A 19,596-nucleotide genomic window follows, 5' to 3' on the forward strand; every position below is an offset into this window, starting at 1 on the left:
AACAAATCCGCAGCGCGTGGCGGCGCTGCGGATTATTCCGCCTGGGCCATCAGGCGCGCGACATCCAGCATCCGTGCCGAAAACCCCCACTCATTGTCATACCAGCCAAAGACCCTGACCTGGTGTTCGCCGATCATGCGCGTCTCGGGCCCGGCCAGAACAAGAGATTCCGGGCGGGTCCGCAGGTCCGACGATACCAGAGGAAGATCGGTCCAGCCCAACACATCGGACGCAGCGACCGCTTCGCGGAGCGCTCGGTCAAACTGCGCAGGGCTCATGCTGCGCCCAAGCGTGGCCACAAGGTCGACGGCAGATACGCTGGCGGTCGGGACACGCAGGGCAGCCCCCGAGATTCGACCCGCCAGATCGGGCAGGACGACATCAATCAGATGCGTCGCGCTTGAGGTCGTCGGCACCATTGACAGTGCTCCCGCGCGCGAGCGGGCCAGATCACCGCGCGGAGCATCGACCATCGGCTGGCTGTTGGTGTAGCAATGGATCGTCGTCATGTGACCGGATACAAGACCGCCGATTTCATCGATCAGCTTGACCAGCGGAGCCAGCCCATTGGTGGTGCACGACGCATTCGACACGATCCGTGCGTTGCCCAATTGAGCTTCGTTTGCCCCCAGCACGACTGTCACCTCGGCAGCGGGCGAGGGGCCGGAGATCAGCACTTTGCCCGCCCCGGCGCTAAATCCCCTGCTCGCCACATCGGATGTACGCGCGATGCCGGTGCAGTCCAGCATAACATCCACGCCTGACAGGTCGACTTGCGCCAAATCTGCGCTGTGAGACATCGGTATGATGCGACCGCCGATGTTCAGCGCAGCGTCTTCGGTTGCCACCGAACCCGGATAGGGACCAAAGGTACTGTCGTACTTGAACAGATAAGCGCAGGTTTCAAGCGGCGCGATATCGTTGATCAGCACCAGTTCGATATCTGAATGCTGCGACAGGCCAAGCACCTGACGCAGGATCGTGCGGCCGATACGGCCGAATCCGTTGATCGCGAGTTTCATGCGCAAGCTATGGCAGGCAGATCAGGCGACCTCAATGAAAGTATTGTACCAATATCAGCCGCAGCTGACCTGCGAGAAGAACTGGCCCGAGATGTTCTGATACATGCTGGAATAGATCGCCTTACACCCGGTTGCTTTCTGTATCGCGGCCATGGCCTGGATAGTGCGCAGACGAGGTGGAGGGCCAAAGGGGTTCAGATTGTTGTTGTCCCGCGTGGCCCGGTAGACCACCGGTGCGTCCGAGACCTGCGTTACCGCCCAGGTCCGGCTCATGACAAAAACGGATTTGGTTTCTTCCTCTGCGGCGACAGGTGCGGCGTTGAACGCCGAAACGCCAAGGGTGGCAACCAGTGCAATCATCGTTCCGCGCAGTAACATCGAACAATCTCCAGTGCTGAAAACTCATGTGATTTCATCAGATTCCAGCGATTCTGGGAACCCCCAAGCCAGCGATTACTACTATCGCCGCCTATCGTGATGAGAGAGTCAAAGGCATATGACGGTTCACATCCTTGTAAAGCAGATAGCGAAACCGCCCCGGTCCACCTGCATAACAGGCCTGCGGGCAGAAAGCGCGCAGCCACATATAGTCGCCGGCCTCGACCTCGACCCAGTCCTGATTGAGCCGATAGACAGCCTTACCCTCGAGCACGTAAAGACCGTGTTCCATCACGTGGGTTTCGGCAAAGGGGATTACGCCGCCGGGTTCGAAGTTGACGATGTTGACGTGCATGTCGTGGCGCAGATCCTCCGGGTCCGCAAACCGGGTGGTGGACCAGCGGCCCTGGGTGCCGGGCATTTCGGAGGGGATCACGTCGCGTTCATTGGTGATGATCGGATCAGGAGCGGGCAGGCCGGGTACAGCCTGATAGGCTTTGCGCACCCAATGGAACCGGGCGACGGCATCGGCGCGGTTGTGCAGCGTCCAGTCACTGCCGGGCGGGATATAGGCATACCCTCCGGTTTCCAGAACATGATCGGCTTCGTTCAATGTCAGGGTCACGGAGCCTTCGACGACGAAGATCACGCCCTGTGCCTCGGCGTCCGTTTCGGGGGCGTCACTGCCACCACCGGGCTGAACCTCCATGATGTATTGCGAGAACGTCTCGGCAAATCCACTCAGAGGCCGCGACAGAACCCACACGCGCGTGCCTTCCCAAAAGGGCAGGAAGCTGGTGACGATGTCGCGCATCGTGCCCCTCGGAATCACTGCATAGGCGTCGGTGAACATGGCGCGGTCGGTCAACAGCTGCTCTTGACCCGGCAGCCCGCCTGTCGGCGCGTAGTATTTCGGATGTGTCATTGAATGCCTCTGGTTCATCTGTTCCCAATATGAGGCGAATGGGCAGGCGGACCTAGCACCCGCCTTGCGATAGGTTTGTTCGGGATAATTTGAAGGTGGTCATGTGGGGCTTGGCCGCACCGGATTAGAGGTATATCTATGGGCGTGAAAGTAATTCAGATCGGTGAGGCCCTCCCATGAAAGCCTTTGTTTATACGGCGCTGGTTGCTGCACTTTTCCTTGGATCGAACGGAAACGCTCAGGCCAAACCGCTTTCCCGAATCATTGCGGAAATGGGGTTGAGCCCCGCCGATTTCGAGGTGCTGAGCGCCACATCAAACGCATTGCTGTCGACGGGCTCGCCCGCCGTCGGGCAAGAGAGGGCATGGCTCAACCAGGACACGGGTTCAAAAGGCACGATCCGGGTGCAGAGTATTCAGGGCAATTGTGTGATATTGCAGCACGTCGTGCAGCCCGCAGGCGCTGAACAGGCCCGTGACATCAGAACACGCCGCTGCAGAACCGCTGACGGCAACTGGATACTGACACCTTAAGGATCAGCACCCCGACTGGTAGTTGGCGTCGCACCGCCGCATCCGATCAACTCTGAAACCGCGGATGGTTTCCGCCACAGCTGATCAGGCGCCGCCAAAGCGCCGGTCTGGCTTCATTTTGCCTGTGTGACGTTCCGTCACCCAACTGGACAGCGTTATGGCTGCTGAGCCATCTTCGGACCCATGCGAAAGGCGGCTATTACGCCACAGAGAGGATCTATCATGACCATGACATTCGGACTGCGTGAGGAGAATCGCGCCCTGTTGCAGCGTGTGACGGACATGATCCGGGATGAGGTCATGCCGCTTGAAGGGGAATACCAGGCGGAAATCGACAAGGGGGATCGCTGGCAATACACTGATCGTCAGGCCGAGATTCTCGAAGGCCTGAAGGCCCGGGCCCGGGCTGAGGGGTTATGGAATTTCTGGCTGACTGACAGCGAAAAGGGTTTCGGACTGTCCACGGTTGAGTACGCATACTTCGCCGAGGAAATGGGGAAAACACCGTTGGGGGCTGAGGTGTTCAACTGTTCAGCGCCCGATACCGGAAACATGGAAGTCTTCGAGCGCTATGGGTCGGAGGCGATGAAAGAGCAATGGCTGAAACCGCTGCTTGATGGCCGAATCCGGTCCGCCTATCTGATGACCGAGCCGGATGTGGCCTCTTCCGATGCCACCAATATCTCGATGTCCTGTGTGCGGGATGGGGACGACTACATACTGAACGGCGAGAAATGGTGGTCTTCAGGGGCGGGTGATCCGCGTTGCAAGGTCTATATCGTGATGGTGAAGACCGGTGGGGGCGATCTGCCGAAGCACCAGCGCCAGTCGATGATCGTGGTGCCTTCCGACACTCCGGGAGTCGAGGTGCTACGCCCGATGGAAGTCTATGGCCACGATGACGCGCCCCACGGGCATATGCATATTCGTTTTACCGATGTTCGGGTTCCGGCTGACCATATCCTGCTGGGTGAGGGCCGTGGTTTCGAGATTGCTCAGGGCCGCCTGGGTCCGGGGCGCATACACCATTGTATGCGCGCAATCGGGCAGGCCGAAATAGCGCTTGAACAGATGTGCAAGCGATCCTTGCAGCGCGAAGCGTTTGGCAAGAAGCTGGCGCAGCTGGGTGCAAATTTTGACATCATCGCTGAATGCCGGATGGAGATCGAAATGGCCCGGCTGCTGTGCCTCAAGGCGGCGTGGTACATGGACCAGGGCGATGCGCGTGCGGCGGCGCCGTGGATCAGCCAGATCAAGGTCGTTGCGCCTCGGGTCGCATTGAAGGTAATCGATGAAGCCGTGCAGATGTTCGGCGCGCAGGGGATCAGCCAGGATACACCTTTGGCAAGTGCCTGGACGCATGTGCGCACCCTGCGACTGGCCGATGGACCGGATGCGGTACACCGTCGTCAGGTGGCGCGTGCCGAGTTGAAGAAGCATACGCAGGAAAAGGTCTGAGGCGACGGTAAAGCGATGACTTCGAATATAAAAGAACAGGCGTATTTTCACCAGAACGCCCAGGGGGTATTTGTTGGTAACGATCCGGCCCGAGGGCCTTGGTCTGCCCATCACTGCCATGCAGGGCCTGTCAGCGGTCTGGTCGTGCGTGCCGCTGAAACCGAGGTTGGTCCCGAGAAAATGCTGACGCGGCTGACCATTGATTTGCTCCGCCCGTTGCCACTGGCCGGGCTGCGCGTCGCGGCCGAGACCACGCGCCACACCAAGACGCTGGCGACAACGCGGGTAACGGTGCATGATCTGGACGATACGCTTTGCGCCGCTGCAACCACGATGCATATGGTGCGCAAGGACCTCGGCGCAGTGCCCAATGTCGAAATCCCAGCACCTTGTTTGAATGATGTCGTCGACGGCCCCTTCCCGATTGGTGAGATGCGTCACGATCTGCCTGGTTTCGCCCACCATTCCGAAATTGCCTATCCCAAAGGTGGCAATCAGGGCGCAGGCCCCAAAACGGTCTGGATGCGCACGCCGCCTTTGCTGGAAGGTGAAAAACCATCGCCGATTCAAGCACTTTGCCCGCTTGCCGATTGCGGCAACGGTATTTCGTGGAATGCGCCGACCAGGGAAATGGGGTTCATGAACACGGATCTGACGGTGCAGATTCACCGAGAGCCCGTTTCGGACTGGTTGGCGTCCGAATCGATCTCGCACTGGCAGCCATCCGGTATCGGTATGTCACAGTCGGTTCTTTATGACTCTAAGGGGCCGGTCGGGACGGCGCTGCAGACGCTGGTTCTGTTCCCGCCTGTCTGAATCGGCTGGTTTCTGCGTTATTCCTTGCAACCGGATTGCCGACGGCTGCTCCGCACCCTATCTTCGCGCCATGCGTTGGCTTGCTACCTTTCTGATCTGCAACCTGCCGGTACCGGCTTTGGCTCACCCGCATGTCTTTATCGACACCGGGCTGGAGTTCATTGTGGATGAGGCCGGCAATCTGACTCATGTTCGCGTGACATGGGCCTATGATGAGTTCTATTCACTGCTGGTCCTGGAAGATATGCGGTTGGATCAGGACGCAGACGGCATATTGACTGCAGCGGAAGAAGAGTTTCTCGCGGGCTTCGATGCGCAATGGGTCGAAGGTTACAATGGTGATCTTGTGATTCGTGTGGGCGATGAAATTGTCCCGCTGTCCGGGCCACTTGAACCAAGTGCGACCACCGAAGACGCCCGCATCGTGACCACCCATCTTCGCGCGATCGAGGGTGACCCGGTGCCGGCAAGCGCGGCGTCGATCAAAGCCTTTGATGAGTCCTTCTACACCGCATATGAGGTCAATCGGCCCGTAGTCGTCTCGGGCGCAAGCGCATGTGATATCGAGCGTACTGACCCTGATATTGACGCGGAGCTTGCGCAGATGCAGGCGTTTCTGCTGTCGCTGGATGCCGATTTCGATCTCGAGGAGAACGATATCCCGCTGGTTGGTGAGAAATTCGCGACCGAGATCCGGCTTTCATGTCCAAGTACCTGATCGTTCCCGTTGCCATCGCTTGCGGGTTGCTGCTGTGGTTTTGGGGCAGTGGTGGCTTTGACCATCTAGCTGCTTGGGCGGCGGGGGAACAGCGAGAGTTCCAGAACCAGATTGCCCGGTCCCTGCGCGCGGCACGCGCCGAGAAACCCGAGGCCGTTGCAACGCTGCTGACCGTTTGTTTCGCTTATGGGTTTTTCCATGCCATCGGACCGGGTCATGGCAAGGTTCTGATCGGAGGATACGGGCTAGGCCGCCGTGTCGCGTTCTGGCGGCTGTCTGCGATCAGCGTCCTGTCGAGTCTCGGGCAGGCGGTTACGGCGGTTATTCTGGTTTATGCTGGTGTACTGGTATTCCAGATGTCGCGTGAGTCACTGGTAGGCACGACCGAACAGGTCATGGCGCCGATCAGCTATGGCGCGATTGCCGCGATTGGCTTGTGGCTGATCTTTCGCGCGCTCCGTAGCTTTGCACGGCAACACAAAGCCAGGGTGGCAGCCGCGCATGACGCCCATCACCACGATCATGATCATCATCACGACCACCATGACCATGGTTACGACCACGGGGTCTGCTCGGATTGTGGCCATCGCCATGGTCCAACCGCAGAAGAGGTCGCTCAGGTCGGCAGTTTGCGTGAGGCGTTGATTTTGATCGCGGGCATCGCCGCACGCCCCTGTACCGGTGCTTTGTTTGTGCTGATCCTGACGTGGCAGATGGGCATCGCAATGGTCGGCATCGCGGGAGCTTTTGCCATGGCGCTGGGCACTGCAACTGTCACAACTCTGGTCGGATGGACGTCCTTTGGACTGCGGGGCGGGTTGCGGACCTCGGTCTCGGCAACCCGGTTTGCGTCCGTTCTGGCCCCCACCATCGAATTGATGGCGGGTCTCATGATCGCCGTGGTCGCAAGCGGGCTGCTGCTGCGGGCTCTATAGTTTCAGTCAAACACCGGGTCGGGGTACCCAACCCGCGCCAGATACAGCCCTTGCGGCGGGCAAACCGGCCCGCAGGCGGCGCGATCTGCCGCTTCAAGCGCTGAGCGCACGTTTTCTGGTGTCCACGCCCCGGCGCCTACACGCTCTAACGTGCCGACGAAGCTGCGCACCTGATTGTGCAGGAAAGACCGGGCGCGTACGTGGAAGTGGATTTCGGACCCCGAGAAGCCCTGAACCTGTTCCACCCGCAACTCATCCAGTGTCTTGACCGGGCTGGCGGCCTGACAGATTGACGAGCGGAAGGTCGTGAAATCATGTCGCCCGATCAGCATATCGGCTCCGGCCTGCATCGCCGCGACATCCAGATTATGGTTGATCTGCCAGACCTGCCCCTTGTCATGGGTCGCAGGCGCGCGGCGCATCAGGATACGGAACAGATACTGTCGCTCAAGTGCCGAAAAGCGCGCGTGCCAGTCGTCATCGACCCGCGCGGCCTTCACAATGGCGACGGGCTGCGGCTTGAGGTGATAGTTCAAAGCCTCTGACAGGCGAAACGGGTCCCATTCCTTGGCCAGATCGCAATGCGCCACTTGCCCCAGCGCGTGCACGCCCGCGTCGGTGCGGCCGGCGGCAGCGATCGTGTGCTCTCCGGGTTCGATTCGAGACAGGGCCTGTTCGATCGCGCCCTGAACCGAAGGCAACTCTTTCTGCCGCTGCCATCCGGCGAACGGCTCCCCCTGGTATTCGACTTTCAATGCATATCTGGGCATGGGGCGCTGGTAACGTGCCGCGCCCGAACGGGCAAGGGGGGCATAACCTCTGGCATGTCCTGCAACCGCTACCTATCTTGGTACAAACGATAATTGCGGGGCGGCGGATTGGTCATCTCATCACTGGCAGACAATCTTGTGCGCGGCGTCGAATCCGTAGGCGACCGCGTGTCCGAGACATTTTTCGAACCGGTCATCCGGCTGGGCGTCACAGGACTGGCGCGATCCGGCAAGACCGTGTTCATCACATCGCTGGTGGCCAACCTGCTGGATCGGGGGCGTATGACCGGCCTTGTCGCGCAGCAAGAAGGGCGGATCACCGCCAGCTATCTGCAGCCTCAACCCGACGATACGGTGCCTCGATTCGATTTTGAATCCCATCTGTCAGCCCTCACCGGTTCCGCCCCGCATTGGCCTGACAGCACCCGTGCTGTGTCGGAACTGCGCCTGTCTTTCAAGGTACAGCCGGCGGGCTTGCTGTCCGGGTTGCAAGGCCCGCGCACCTTGCACCTCGACATCGTGGATTATCCCGGTGAATGGCTGTTGGATCTGGCGCTGCTCGACAAATCTTATGACACATGGTCGCGTGATACGCTGGAACATATCGACAAACGCACGCAAGCCGAGGCGTTCCTGACCAAAGCGCGTGCGGTTGATCCGACTACACCCCATGATGAGTCGACGGCTCTGGATTTGGCCCGAGGGTTTACCGAATATCTGAACGCCGCGCGGGACGCAGGTTTCTATGATTGCACCCCGGGGCGGTTCCTTCTGCCGGGCGACCTCGCTGGTTCGCCGGTTCTGACATTCGCGCCTCTGCCAGTCTCTGAGGCGTCGCGACGTCGCACATTGCACCGCGAGATGGAGCGGCGATACGAGGCTTATAAATCGCAAGTGGTAAAGCCGTTCTTTCGCGACCATTTCGCTCGGATTGACCGCCAGATTGTTCTGGTTGATGTGCTGGGTGCGATCCACAAGGGTCCGCAGGCAGTTGAGGATATGCGCCGTGCGATGGCCGATATCCTGTCGGCTTTCCGCCCCGGTCGGAATGCGTGGCTGAGCAAACTGCTGCTGGGCAAGCGGGTTGAACGAATCCTGTTTGCTGCCACCAAGGCTGATCATCTGCATCACCTCCAACATCCGCGCTTGACCGCGATTATCGAAGCTTTGACCCGCGATGCCCGAGACCGGGCGCGTTTCGCCGGTGCCGAAACGGCGGCTCTGTCGCTTGCCGCGTTGCGTGCCACAACGGAAGAAATACGCAGTCACAATGGCGCGGAGCTGCCCTGCGTGCGCGGCACTTTGCTGGAAAGCGGGAAACAGGCGGCATTCTATCCCGGTGATCTTCCTGAAGACCCGGCGCATTTGCTTGGCCCAGCACGCAATGGCAATGCTGGCTGGTTGGGAGAAGATTACGGGTTCATGGCCTTTGCTCCGGCTCATCTGACCCTGAACCCCGGCGATGGCCCGCCGCATATTCGGCTGGATCAGGCGGCGCAGTTTTTGATCGGAGACCGGCTGTGACTGTGGCGCTTCGCCCGGCCCGCAGTACCGATGCCGGAAAGACCGGCGCGATACTGCATAGCTTCGCCCGCGAAAACGACTGGATGCCGGAGTTGCACTCTGAGGCCGAAACCATTGCCTTTTGCGGTCGGATGATCGATCTGGGTTGGGTCACTGTGGCCGAACTGCAGGGAAATGTTGTCGGCTTTCTCGCCCTCAACGAGACCGAGATTCACTCGCTCTATCTGGCAGTTCCGGCGCGTGGGCGAGGTATCGGCCAACAACTGCTGAACCATGCCAAGGCGCAGCGGCCAGAGCTCAGCCTATTTGCATTTCAGGCCAACCATCCGGCACGTCGATTTTATGAGCGCAACGGCTTTGCCGAGGTCGCGCGTAGCGACGGGTCGGGCAATGATGAAAACCTGCCGGATATCAGATACGTCTGGAAACGTAAGGAAGAAGGCGATGGCTAAGGGCCCGGTACTGATCGACCTCGAAGATGACACCCCGGTTGCCGATGTCGCGAACGCACCGCCGGTGCCTGATGTCGGGCCACCGCAAGGACAGGCCATGCAGTCAGCGGCACGATTGGCGGCTCGCAAGCCATCGGCCTTGGCGCGTTGGTTCTGGGGGCTGGCGCTTGCTGTCGTTGGTGCTGCGGTGTCCGTTGCCGCGTGGGATTTTGCGATCTCGCTATTGGAACGAGCACCTGTCATCGGATGGATCGTTACGGGGCTGATCGCGGCTCTGCTATTGGTTGTCGCAATCATTGCGCTGCGGGAACTGGCCGCAATCAGCCGCCTTTCGCGTGTGGACGACATGCGCCGCGCTGCCGATACCGCACTGGCCGAGGATGATCTGTCAAAAGCCCGTGCCGTCACCAACCGCCTGATCGCTTTCTACAGAGGGCGCGATGAAACCCGTTGGGGTCGGGACCGGCTGACGGAGCGTATGGGCGAGCAATTCGATGCGGCAACCCTGCTGACGCTTGCTGAAGACGAAATTCTAGCCTCGCTCGACGCTGCCGCCAGCCGCGAGGTCGAGGCAGCAGCGCGGCAGGTGGCAACGGTGACGGCACTGGTACCTCTGGCGCTGGCGGATGTCGCGACGGCTTTGGCAAGCTCCCTGCGGATGATCCGGCGGATTGCCGAGATCTATGGCGGGCGCGCAGGTTTTCTGGGCAGTTGGCGCCTGACCCGGGCCGTATTCGTTCATTTGGTCGCGACCGGAGCCGTGGCTGTCGGGGATGACCTGCTGGAACCCATTCTGGGCGGATCGGTGCTGAGTAAACTGTCCCGCCGGTTCGGTGAGGGTCTCGTGAATGGTGCGCTGAGCGCCCGCGTCGGCGTTGCCGCGATGGAGGTTTGCCGCCCGCTACCATTTTCTGCGCGCCACAAACCCTCGACCAGAGGCATGATCAAACGCGCGCTGGGTGGCTTGTTTTCAAAGAATTGATCTGACGCAAAGCTGTGCTTGCCCTGAGTCCGCATAAAAGGGACGGAGCAAGCCATGACCGATCACGGCCACAGCCAGCAAGAAATTTCGGAACGCATTAACGCTCCACCAGGGCGTGGGGTGCTGCGGGACGTGGTTTATGGGGGCATTGATGGGTCGGTGACCACCTTTGCGATCGTCGCTGGAGTGGCAGGCGCGGGGCTTTCCCCCTTTGTTATCGTCGCCCTTGGGCTGGCCAATGTACTGGCAGACGGATTTTCCATGGCGGCGGGCAACTATTCGGGCACCAAGGCCGAGCTCGACAATATTCGACGTATCAGGGCAATCGAAGAACAGCATATCATGCTCTACCCGGGCGGCGAACGACGCGAGGTGCGGGAAATCCTTGCGCAGAAGGGCCTGTCGGGCCGTGTTCTGGAAGAAGCAACCGATGCAATCACGTCCAACCATGACAACTGGATCGATCTTATGATCGAGGGGGAATACGGGCTGAGTGGCGTTGATCCGCATCCGGTTAAGGCGGCCATGGCGACATTCTTTGCTTTTCTGGTCGCCGGTATGATCCCGCTGTTGCCGTTTTTGCTCTCGATGGGCAACGCATTCACGCTCTCGGCATGGATGACGGCGGGCATGTTCTTTGCCATCGGAGCGATCAAAAGCCGATGGTCGCTTGCGCCGTGGTGGAGATCAGGGGGCGAGACATTGCTGATTGGTGGTTTGGCAGCCAGTATCGCCTTCTTTGTCGGCTCATTGTTTCACCCCTGAATGGTGCATTTGTCGCAGATCGGTCAAACGGACTGGTTCGTTAGGGGCGATCCGTTAGGGTGTGGAAAACAACCTCGGACCGTCTCGTGGCTACAAACCTCAATGAAAAAACTGTATTGGTGCTTGGCGCTTACGGGTTTATCGGTGCTGCGGTCGTTCGGGCGTTGGGCGCGGATGGTATCAGGGTTAAGGGCCTTGTGCGCAGCCTGAAAACTGCGGGTCGGGTCTTGCCGGGTATTGAGTTTGTATCGGCAGATTTACGTGATTTTGAATCCACTTCAGACTGGCTGGCAATTCTCGAAGATGTCGATGTCGTCGTAAACTGCGCCGGGGCTTTGCAGGATGGAGGAGGCGATGATCTGCGCGCCGTCCATTTCACGGCAATTGCGACCCTGGCGCAGGTCTGTGCGGGAAGGGGAATTGCAGTCGTACAGGTCTCGGCGATCGGAGCCGAGCCGGACGCCTCAACGGATTTCATGCGCACAAAGGCAGAGGGGGACGCTGCTTTGCGCGCAAGCGGGGTGACCTTGTGGTGTCTCAAACCCGGATTGGTGATCGGGCAGAGCGATTATGGCGGTACTGCGCTCCTGCGAATGTTGGCTGCCGTTCCCTTTGTGCAACCGGTCGCATACCCGGAAACTCCGGTTCAATGCGTGGGGATGAAAGATCTGTGCGCAGTGATCGCTGCAGCCATCCGCGGCGATCTGGCGCCCGGTGAGTATGATCTGGTGGAAGATACATCGCATCCGCTGTCGCAGGTCTTGTCTACAACCCGACGATGGCTGGGATTTCCACCTGCGCGACGAACGATACCGATGCCACCACTGCTGACGAATGCAGTGGCGGGTCTGGCCGATCTGTTGGGGCACCTTGGATGGCGATCGCCCCTGAGAAGCACGGCGATGGCGATAATGACGCAGGGTGTGACCGGTGACGCCGAGCCCTACAGGCGCGCTACAGGTCGATCCCTGGCGGGATTGGAGGAAATCTACAATCGGCTGGATAGCGCACGTGAACACAGGCTGACGGCACGCATGACGCTGCTTATGCCCATCGTTGTTGGCGTACTCAGCCTCTTCTGGTTGCTGTCCGGGGTGTTTGGTCTGACAGGTCTTTCTCAGGCCGCCGAGCTTCTCACGAACAGGGGGTGGTCCGCCGGTGTTGCTGGTTCGAGCGTGATGTTCTGGTCGCTGGTGGATATCGCGCTGGGCCTGGCAATCCTGTGGCGCCCCTGGGCTGCGCGCATCTGCCTTGCGCAGGCTGCGATCGCGGCTTTCTACTTGGTCGCTGCCACTCTTCTGGTGCCAGAGCTTTGGCTTGATCCTCTGGGTCCGCTGGTCAAGGTATTGCCTGCTTTGATGTTGTCCCTAATCGCCCGCCCCATGCTGGAGAGCCGCTGATGGACCCGGACCTGATCCTGCGCTGGCTGCACGTGGTCGGCGCCTGTGTTCTGCTGGGCACAGGCGCGGGGATCGCGTTTTTCATGCTGATGGCGCACCGTACGGCGGATGCTCGGGTCATCGCACACACTGCTGGAATCGTGGTGTTGGCAGACATGGTGTTCACGGCGACGGCCGTCATCTTGCAACCCATAACCGGCGTACTGCTGGCCGAACGTCTGGGTTGGTCGCTGACTGAGGGTTGGATCATGCTCTCACTGCTGCTTTATGTGCTGACAGGTCTGTTCTGGCTTCCGGTGGTCTGGATACAGATCAGGTTGCGGAACTACGCCCGACAGGCCGAAAATGAGGGCGCGGCTTTGCCGGCCGGCTACTACCGGCTGTTCCATATCTGGTTTGCCTGCGGCATTCCGGCGTTTGCCGCGGTGCTGGCGATCCTCTGGCTGATGCTGGCACGGCCCGACATTGTGCTTTTCTAGGCATTTTGCCTGAGCGACAGACGGTAACCTTACGGATTTGCGGACTATAAACCGGCCTGTCCCCGCGATACGTTTGGGGTATCGCATTTCGGAGGTTTCGGTTGGAATCCTTGCTTGTCCTCGTTGGTCTGATCGTTCTGGCCATTCCTGTCTCGATCATTGTTCTGCTGATTGGCCAGTCGCGGCTGCGCAAGCGCGTGGAACAGCTTGAACAGCAACTTGCGGGACGCTCGCCGGAGGGTGTCGCCGAAACGCCCAAGCCATCAGGGCCGGAACCGACGGCTGCTCAAGCCAAGCCCGCTCCCTGGGCAGCGGCGAAAGCCTCACCTGCCGTGGATGAAAGCCTGTCAAACGCCCCTGAGACCGACGATCCTCCTGCCGCTATCGTTTTTCGTGAGGAGAAGATTGCCGCCCTGAGCGTTTGGCTGCGCGAGAACTGGTTCTACGCGGTATCGGCACTGTCTCTGGCCCTGGCAGGGATATTTCTGGTTCAGTACGGTGTCGAGAAAGGGCTGTTGCCTCCCACAGCGCGCGTCGTTGCGGCATTGGCCTTTGGTGTGCTGCTGATCGGTGCGGGCGAAGTGATACGACGCCGGTTCGGCGATGATGAGGTGTCGTCTACCGCATATCTGCCATCGGTTTTCTCGGGCGCAGGTCTGGTCAGTCTGTTCGGCGGCGTTTTGGCGGCACGTCAGCTCTATGATCTGATCGGCCCCGAGGGTGCTTTGGCCGGTATGGTCGTGATTGCGCTGTTCGGGCTCGTGCTGGGCTGGTTCCACGGGCCGCTGCTGGCCGCGGTGGGGTTGATCGGGGCCTTTGTCGCCCCCTTTGTTGTTGGCGGGTCTTCGGATGATCCGAACTGGCTATATGGCTATTTCGTCATCGCCGCCGTGCTGGGACTGGGTATCGATGCGGTTCGGCGCTGGGCGTGGATTTCGGTTTTGACGCTTGTGGGCGCATATGGGGCGGCGTTTCTGCTGGTGCTGTCGTCACCGGCAACCGAATCCGGGTATCTCGCATGTGTCACAGCATTTGCGCTTATCGCCATAGCGATCCCCGTGCGGCGCATTTGGCCAGATCATACCGGCCCGATGATCACCGAGATGATCCGGCATCGGAAAGGAGAAGCATGGCCCGAATTTCCTACCCGGCTGGCTTTCGGGGCCGTTCTCACCAGTTCAGTGATCCTGTCTTTGCATTGGGCGGATTCCAGCGGGGAATTCTGGCTGGGCGTTGCCCTGTTCACCGGTTTGATATTGGCGCTGATCCTCTGGGCCAGGGACGCACAGGCCTTGCAGGATGCGACCGTGCTCCCTGCATCGGGTCTGATCTGGTTTGTTCTGGTGCACGGGCTGGACGGCGGTGCCGTGTTGTCCCGTTTTGCCGAAACATACGCAAAAACCGCCGAGGCTGATTTTCCATGGAGCGTCACGCTTCTGGTCGCTTTGGGTGCGTTGGTCACGCTGCTTGCGGCCTGGCGATCCTTCAGGGGCGGGCGCTATGCTGTGGTCTGGGCCGGAGGTGCATCTGTATTCGCTCCGGCCTTGGCGATCGCACTTGAGGTCGGTTGGCGGCCTGCCGACGTGATCGGTGCCTATCCTTGGGCCATACACGCCGTCGCGCTGGGCGCGGTGATGGTTGTTCTGGCCGAACGGTTTGCGCGGGTCGACGGTGAAAACCGTATGCGTCCAGCCTTGGCGGCCCTGTCTGCGCTGTCCTGCCTCAGCTTCGCCTGCATCATCGTCCTAAGCTCTGCTGCTTTGACCATAGCGCTGGTCGCCATGACCGTCGTCGCCGCCGGGCTGGACCGGCGTTTTGAATTGCCCCCGATGGGCTGGTTCATCTGGGTTGGCGTCTTCACAGTGACTGTACGACTGGTGTTGGCCCCGGGGCTCGATTGGGCCGAGAGCGCACCATTGATTGAAATGACACTGGTCTATGCCGCTTCGGTCATCGGATTCGTCGCAGGCTGGGTGCTGCTGAAACCCCTGGACCGACCGATTGCATCCCTGCTGCTGGAAAGCGCGGCCTGGGCGACGGCGGGAATACTGTTATCTCTCTTATTGCTGCGCTGGCTTGAGAGCTTCGGAGAAGGTGGCGCCACCAACAGCCATTGGGGGCTGGGCCTGCTGGCGATAATCTGGCTGCTGCTGGCCTTTGCACAGGTGCAGCGGTTTGAGCTTGGCGGAAAGCTGAACTATGCTCGCTATCTGCTGGCCGCGTTTTTTGCTGCGCATGGCGTGTTCCGTCTGGCGCAGGCGCTGTCGGAGGCCAACCCGTTGATCAACCCGTTGACGGCACCCGTGTTTGGCCCGCCGGTTTTGAACACGCTATCTGTTGCCTATCTGTTGCCAGCGCTTGCGATTGGCTTCTCGGCCTGGCGGGTTATCTCGTCACCCGTTCTGCTAAAGCGGATCTGTTATGGTCTGTCGGGATTTCTGGCAGTTCTCTGGCTGGGCCTGAGCATCCGTCATTTCTGGCAGGGCGCCGACGGCATGTATCAGGGTAACGGCGTTACCCAGCCTGAGCTTTACACCTATACAATCACTCTGTTGGTGATCGGGGCGACGCTGTTCTACCAGTCGCTCGCCCGACGGTCGGATTTAATGCGTAAGGCGGGGCTGGCGGTGATCGGGCTGGCGGTGGCCAAGGTGTTCCTGATCGATATTGCGGGGCTTGGCGGTCTGATCCGGGTCTTTTCCTTGCTCGCATTGGGGCTCGCCTTGGCAGGGCTGGCATGGCTCAACCGCTGGGCCAAGCTGCGCCATTCGCCGCATGGGCCGGAACCTCTGGACCATTGAGGGCAGGCGTCCTATAAGCGCGGCCATGTTTGACCGGCTGGCCATCATTATTCGAATTATATCCCCGGCGCTCTGATATCGCGAGACGCCGGGCAAAGGTGCTTGAGTTATCGCACTGACCGCTTCGATCCATACACGACCAGAACATCCTGAGGACGCCCCCAATGTGCGCCGAAACACCTGACTACAAAGATACGCTGAACCTGCCCAAGACCGATTTCCCCATGCGCGCGGGCCTGCCCAAGCGCGAGCCCGCATGGCTGGAGCGCTGGGAAGAAATCGGCGTTTATGACCGCCTGCGCGAGAAAGAGGGCCGGAAGCCGTTTACCCTGCACGATGGCCCTCCCTATGCGAACGGCCACCTGCATATCGGCCACGCGTTGAACAAGACCATCAAGGACATGATTGTGCGCAGCCATCAGATGATGGGTCATGACGCACGCTATGTACCCGGCTGGGACTGCCACGGCCTGCCCATCGAATGGAAGATCGAGGAACAGTACCGCAAGAAGGGCAAGAACAAGGACGAGGTGAACATCGTCGATTTCCGTCAGGAATGCCGCAAGTTCGCCGAGGGCTGGATCGATATCCAACGTGAAGAGTTCAAGCGTCTGGGCATCACCGGCAACTGGCCCGATCCCTACATCACCATGGACTATCACGCCGAAGCCGTTATCGCCGACGAGTTCATGAAGTTCCTGATGAACGGCACGCTGTATCAGGGTTCCAAGCCCGTGATGTGGTCGCCAATCGAGAAAACCGCTCTGGCCGAGGCTGAGGTCGAGTATCACGACAAGGAAAGCTTTACCATCTGGGTGAAGTTCAAGGTCGTGAACACGGGCGACGTAACACTGGACAACGCCTACGTGGTGATCTGGACCACCACCCCTTGGACTATGCCGTCTAACAAGGCTGTGGTTTACGGCGAGGGTATTTCTTACGGCCTCTACGAAATCACCGGACGCCCCGAGGAGTGCTGGGCGCGGATCGGTGAGCGTTATCTGCTGGCCGACGACCGCGCGGCGGATGTCTTTGCCCGTGCGCGTCTGGACGACTCAATGTATCGCCGTTTGTGCGATGTCACGCAGGAAGACTTGGCAAAGATCCAATTGACCCACCCGTTGGCCGGAGCCGAAGGCGGCAATGGCGAATGGGACGATATCCGAGATTTTCGCGCGGCTGACTTCGTGACCGATACCGAAGGCACTGGTTTCGTCCACTGCGCACCGTCGCACGGTATGGAGGAATTCGAGCTTTATCGTGATCTGGGAATGCTCGAGCAGGTCATCACTTATAACGTGATGGATGATGGTAGCTTCCGCGCCGATCTGCCGTTTTTTGGCGGCAAGTACATCCTCTCTCGCAAAGGCGGCGAGGGCGATGCGAACAAAGCCGTCATCGACAAGCTGGCCGAGGTCGGCGGGCTGCTGGCGCGTGGCAAGATCAAGCACAGCTATCCGCATTCGTGGCGCTCGAAAGCTCCGATCATCTACCGCAACACGCCGCAGTGGTTTGCATCCGTTGACCGCAAGCTGGATGACGGCATGGGTCAGATGGGCGACACCATCCGCGAACGCGCCCTGCGGTCCATCGACGAGTTGGTGAAATGGACGCCGCAGACAGGCCGTAACCGCCTGTACTCGATGATCGAAGCGCGCCCGGATTGGGTTCTGTCGCGCCAGCGTGCTTGGGGTGTGCCGCTGACCTGCTTCACCAAGAAAGGCGCATTGCCCACCGACGCGGATTACCTGCTGCGCAACGCCGATCTGAACGCCCGCATCAAGGCGGCGTTCGAGAAAGACGGCGCGGATATCTGGTATACCGACGGGTTCAAAGAGCAGGTGCTGGACGGCATCGCCAACCCCGAGGACTACGATCAGGTGTTCGACGTGCTGGACGTGTGGTTCGACTCGGGTTCAACCCACGCCTTCGTTCTGCGTGATCGTGAGGACGGAACTGAGGACGGCATCGCTGACGTCTACATGGAGGGCACCGACCAGCACCGCGGTTGGTTCCATTCGTCCATGCTGCAGGCCTGCGGCACTAAAGGTCGCGCGCCGTACCGCAACGTAGTGACCCACGGCTTTACGCTGGATGCCAAGGGCAACAAGATGTCCAAATCCCTGGGCAATACCATCGTGCCGGAAGAGGTCGTCAAGCAATACGGCGCGGATATCCTGCGCCTGTGGGTGGCTCAGACCGATTACACCGCCGACCAGCGGATTGGGCCGGAAATCCTGAAAGGCACCGCCGACAGCTATCGCCGTTTGCGCAACACGATGCGGTTCATGCTGGGTTCGCTGGCGGATTTCACCGAGGCCGACCGCGTCGATCCGCAGGATATGCCGCGTCTGGAGCGCTGGGTGCTCAGCCGCCTGGCCGATCTGGATGAACAGGTACGCAAAGGCTATGCGTCCTTCGACTTTCAGGGTGTGTTCAGTGCTGTGTTCACCTTTGCGACGGTCGATCTGTCGTCTTTCTACTTCGACGTCCGCAAGGACGCGCTGTACTGTGACGGTGACAGCCAGCGCCGCCGTGCCGCGCGTACTGTGCTGGATATCCTGTTCCACCGCCTGACGACCTGGCTGGCTCCGGTTCTGGTGTTCACCATGGAAGAGGTTTGGCTGGAAAGATTCCCCGCCGCGGACAGCTCGGTCCATCTGGTGGATTTCCCGGACACACCTGCCGAGTGGCGCTTTGCCGAGTTGGAAGAGGCTGTTGCTAAAGTCCGACGCGTCCGACGCGCGGTGACTGCCGCATTGGAAATTCAGCGCCAGGACAAGGTGATCGGGTCCAGCCTCGAGGCCGCGCCGATTGTGCATGTCGAAGATGAGGAAACCCGCGCGTTGCTGGCGACGTTTGATGTGGATGACCTGTGTATCACATCCGGTTTGACCGTCACCGCCGACCCGGCCCCGGCCGAGGCGTTCCGTATCCCCGAGATCGAAGGCGTCGCAGTGGTGTTCGAGAAGGCCCAGGGCGACAAATGCCAGCGGTGCTGGAAAATCCTGCCCGACGTGGGGCTACACGCCCATCCGGGCGTGTGCGGGCGCTGCAACGAGGCGCTGAGCTGATCTGAACCCCGGCTGATCGCCTCAGCCGGGGTTTTTTCTTGGGTTGCGCAGCACACTGCGATCTGAAAGCCTGCGCACATGCCGATGATCGCTGTGGATACCCAGTTTGGACGCCTTGGTGTGGAAGAGACGGATGGGGCCATCACGCGTCTGGTCTGGGACGGGGCAGACGACGCCCCGGATACGCCGTTGCTGAAAGAAGCCGCGGCGCAATTGCGGGCATATGATCAGGGGCGGCTCACGCAGTTCGATCTGCCTTATTCCGTTGCCGGATCGGAGTTTCAGCAGCAGGTCTGTGACATCATGTTTGCCATTCCGTTCGGCCATACCCTGACCTATGGCGATATTGCAAAACAGTTGGATCAACCGGCGCAACCGGTCGGTCAGGCCTGTGGCGCAAACCCGATTCCGGTCATCATACCGTGTCATCGAGTGCTGTCTGCGACCGGATTGGGCGGCTTTTCTGGCGATGGCGGGATCGAGACCAAGGTGGCCTTGCTGCGTCACGAAGGCGCGGCAAGCCTGTTGATCTGATCCGCACTTACCTGTTGCAATCGGCGCGGC

General features: G+C 60.1%; 18 protein-coding genes. 14 read left to right on the forward strand and 4 right to left on the reverse strand.

All coding sequences use genetic code 11. The features are described 5' to 3' along the window. Positions 1-32: 32 nt before the first annotated feature. The 3 genes from RA27_RS11395 to RA27_RS11405 all read right to left on the reverse strand — a co-directional run bounded on the left by RA27_RS11395 (position 33) and on the right by RA27_RS11405 (position 2,325). The gene (locus tag RA27_RS11395; protein ID WP_039538739.1) at positions 33-1,022 is read right to left on the reverse strand and encodes a glyceraldehyde 3-phosphate dehydrogenase NAD-binding domain-containing protein; all 990 of its coding nucleotides are present in this window, start codon (positions 1,020-1,022) and stop codon (positions 33-35) included. Positions 1,023-1,076: 54 nt separating this feature from the next. Continuing rightward, positions 1,077-1,400: a hypothetical protein gene (locus RA27_RS11400; protein WP_039538742.1), complete on the reverse strand. Its 324-nt coding sequence runs from the start codon at positions 1,398-1,400 to the stop codon at positions 1,077-1,079. A 91-nt stretch (positions 1,401-1,491) separates the two neighbouring features. Further along, a complete protein-coding gene (locus tag RA27_RS11405; protein WP_039538744.1) occupies positions 1,492-2,325 on the reverse strand; it encodes a bifunctional allantoicase/(S)-ureidoglycine aminohydrolase in 834 nt (277 codons plus the stop codon). 176 nt (positions 2,326-2,501) lie between these two features. On the opposite strand from RA27_RS11405, the gene RA27_RS11410 reads away from it, so the two are divergent. From RA27_RS11410 to RA27_RS11430, 5 genes are all read left to right on the forward strand, one after another. Then, positions 2,502-2,858, forward strand: a complete 357-nt coding sequence (locus RA27_RS11410; RefSeq protein ID WP_039538747.1) for a hypothetical protein — start codon at positions 2,502-2,504, stop codon at positions 2,856-2,858. A 222-nt stretch (positions 2,859-3,080) separates the two neighbouring features. Continuing rightward, on the forward strand, positions 3,081-4,316 hold the full coding sequence (locus tag RA27_RS11415; RefSeq protein WP_039538750.1) for an acyl-CoA dehydrogenase family protein: 1,236 nt from the start codon (positions 3,081-3,083) through the stop codon (positions 4,314-4,316). A gap of 15 nt (positions 4,317-4,331) precedes the next feature. After that, positions 4,332-5,132 (forward strand): thioesterase family protein, encoded by an 801-nt coding sequence (locus RA27_RS11420; protein WP_039538753.1) that lies wholly within the window; start codon positions 4,332-4,334, stop codon positions 5,130-5,132. A 70-nt stretch (positions 5,133-5,202) separates the two neighbouring features. After that, entirely contained in the window at positions 5,203-5,850 is a 648-nt protein-coding gene (locus tag RA27_RS11425) for a DUF1007 family protein (RefSeq protein ID WP_039538755.1), read from the forward strand. Further along, the gene (locus tag RA27_RS11430) at positions 5,835-6,785 is read left to right on the forward strand and encodes a membrane protein (protein WP_039538758.1); all 951 of its coding nucleotides are present in this window, start codon (positions 5,835-5,837) and stop codon (positions 6,783-6,785) included. Before RA27_RS11425 ends, RA27_RS11430 begins: the two co-directional genes overlap by 16 nt. Positions 6,786-6,787: 2 nt before the next feature. On the opposite strand, the gene truA is transcribed toward RA27_RS11430, so the two are convergent. After that, on the reverse strand, positions 6,788-7,555 hold the full coding sequence (truA, locus tag RA27_RS11435) for a tRNA pseudouridine(38-40) synthase TruA (RefSeq protein WP_039538761.1): 768 nt from the start codon (positions 7,553-7,555) through the stop codon (positions 6,788-6,790). Positions 7,556-7,663: 108 nt separating this feature from the next. Here truA and RA27_RS11440 point away from each other — a divergent pair, with 108 nt between their 5' ends. From RA27_RS11440 to RA27_RS11480, 9 genes are all read left to right on the forward strand, one after another. After that, on the forward strand, positions 7,664-9,079 hold the full coding sequence (locus RA27_RS11440; protein ID WP_039539060.1) for a YcjX family protein: 1,416 nt from the start codon (positions 7,664-7,666) through the stop codon (positions 9,077-9,079). Further along, the gene (locus RA27_RS11445) at positions 9,076-9,531 is read left to right on the forward strand and encodes a GNAT family N-acetyltransferase (RefSeq protein ID WP_039538764.1); all 456 of its coding nucleotides are present in this window, start codon (positions 9,076-9,078) and stop codon (positions 9,529-9,531) included. Before RA27_RS11440 ends, RA27_RS11445 begins: the two co-directional genes overlap by 4 nt. Next, entirely contained in the window at positions 9,524-10,513 is a 990-nt protein-coding gene (locus tag RA27_RS11450; RefSeq protein ID WP_039538767.1) for a TIGR01620 family protein, read from the forward strand. The genes RA27_RS11445 and RA27_RS11450 overlap by 8 nt, the downstream gene beginning before the upstream one ends. Positions 10,514-10,567: 54 nt before the next feature. Further along, the gene (locus RA27_RS11455; RefSeq protein ID WP_039538770.1) at positions 10,568-11,278 is read left to right on the forward strand and encodes a VIT1/CCC1 transporter family protein; all 711 of its coding nucleotides are present in this window, start codon (positions 10,568-10,570) and stop codon (positions 11,276-11,278) included. 86 nt (positions 11,279-11,364) lie between these two features. Continuing rightward, entirely contained in the window at positions 11,365-12,678 is a 1,314-nt protein-coding gene (locus RA27_RS11460; protein ID WP_039538773.1) for an SDR family oxidoreductase, read from the forward strand. After that, complete coding sequence (locus RA27_RS11465) at positions 12,678-13,157, forward strand: DUF2269 domain-containing protein (RefSeq protein WP_039538776.1); 480 nt, start codon at positions 12,678-12,680, stop codon at positions 13,155-13,157. Before RA27_RS11460 ends, RA27_RS11465 begins: the two co-directional genes overlap by 1 nt. Before the next feature lie 101 nt (positions 13,158-13,258). Beyond that, complete coding sequence (locus RA27_RS11470) at positions 13,259-15,958, forward strand: DUF2339 domain-containing protein (protein WP_039538778.1); 2,700 nt, start codon at positions 13,259-13,261, stop codon at positions 15,956-15,958. 164 nt (positions 15,959-16,122) lie between these two features. Continuing rightward, the gene (ileS, locus tag RA27_RS11475; RefSeq protein ID WP_039538781.1) at positions 16,123-19,032 is read left to right on the forward strand and encodes an isoleucine--tRNA ligase; all 2,910 of its coding nucleotides are present in this window, start codon (positions 16,123-16,125) and stop codon (positions 19,030-19,032) included. A 78-nt stretch (positions 19,033-19,110) separates the two neighbouring features. Continuing rightward, the gene (locus RA27_RS11480; protein WP_039538783.1) at positions 19,111-19,566 is read left to right on the forward strand and encodes a methylated-DNA--[protein]-cysteine S-methyltransferase; all 456 of its coding nucleotides are present in this window, start codon (positions 19,111-19,113) and stop codon (positions 19,564-19,566) included. The last annotated feature ends 30 nt before the right edge of the window (positions 19,567-19,596 follow it).

Origin of the sequence: Ruegeria sp. ANG-R, assembly GCF_000813985.1 — a bacterium.
GTDB lineage: Bacteria > Pseudomonadota > Alphaproteobacteria > Rhodobacterales > Rhodobacteraceae > Ruegeria.

Bases quoted from the DNA above. Each gene is read 5' to 3' on its own strand.
- RA27_RS11395 (WP_039538739.1), bottom strand. From the start codon at position 1,022: ATGAAACTCGCGATCAACGGATTCGGCCGTATCGGCCGCACGATCCTG.
- RA27_RS11400 (WP_039538742.1), bottom strand. From the start codon at position 1,400: ATGTTACTGCGCGGAACGATGATTGCACTGGTTGCCACCCTTGGCGTT.
- RA27_RS11405 (WP_039538744.1), bottom strand. From the start codon at position 2,325: ATGACACATCCGAAATACTACGCGCCGACAGGCGGGCTGCCGGGTCAA.
- RA27_RS11410 (WP_039538747.1), top strand. From the start codon at position 2,502: ATGAAAGCCTTTGTTTATACGGCGCTGGTTGCTGCACTTTTCCTTGGA.
- RA27_RS11415 (WP_039538750.1), top strand. From the start codon at position 3,081: ATGACCATGACATTCGGACTGCGTGAGGAGAATCGCGCCCTGTTGCAG.
- RA27_RS11420 (WP_039538753.1), top strand. From the start codon at position 4,332: ATGACTTCGAATATAAAAGAACAGGCGTATTTTCACCAGAACGCCCAG.
- RA27_RS11425 (WP_039538755.1), top strand. From the start codon at position 5,203: ATGCGTTGGCTTGCTACCTTTCTGATCTGCAACCTGCCGGTACCGGCT.
- RA27_RS11430 (WP_039538758.1), top strand. From the start codon at position 5,835: ATGTCCAAGTACCTGATCGTTCCCGTTGCCATCGCTTGCGGGTTGCTG.
- truA (WP_039538761.1), bottom strand. From the start codon at position 7,555: ATGCCCAGATATGCATTGAAAGTCGAATACCAGGGGGAGCCGTTCGCC.
- RA27_RS11450 (WP_039538767.1), top strand. From the start codon at position 9,524: ATGGCTAAGGGCCCGGTACTGATCGACCTCGAAGATGACACCCCGGTT.
- RA27_RS11455 (WP_039538770.1), top strand. From the start codon at position 10,568: ATGACCGATCACGGCCACAGCCAGCAAGAAATTTCGGAACGCATTAAC.
- RA27_RS11465 (WP_039538776.1), top strand. From the start codon at position 12,678: ATGGACCCGGACCTGATCCTGCGCTGGCTGCACGTGGTCGGCGCCTGT.
- ileS (WP_039538781.1), top strand. From the start codon at position 16,123: ATGTGCGCCGAAACACCTGACTACAAAGATACGCTGAACCTGCCCAAG.
- RA27_RS11480 (WP_039538783.1), top strand. From the start codon at position 19,111: ATGCCGATGATCGCTGTGGATACCCAGTTTGGACGCCTTGGTGTGGAA.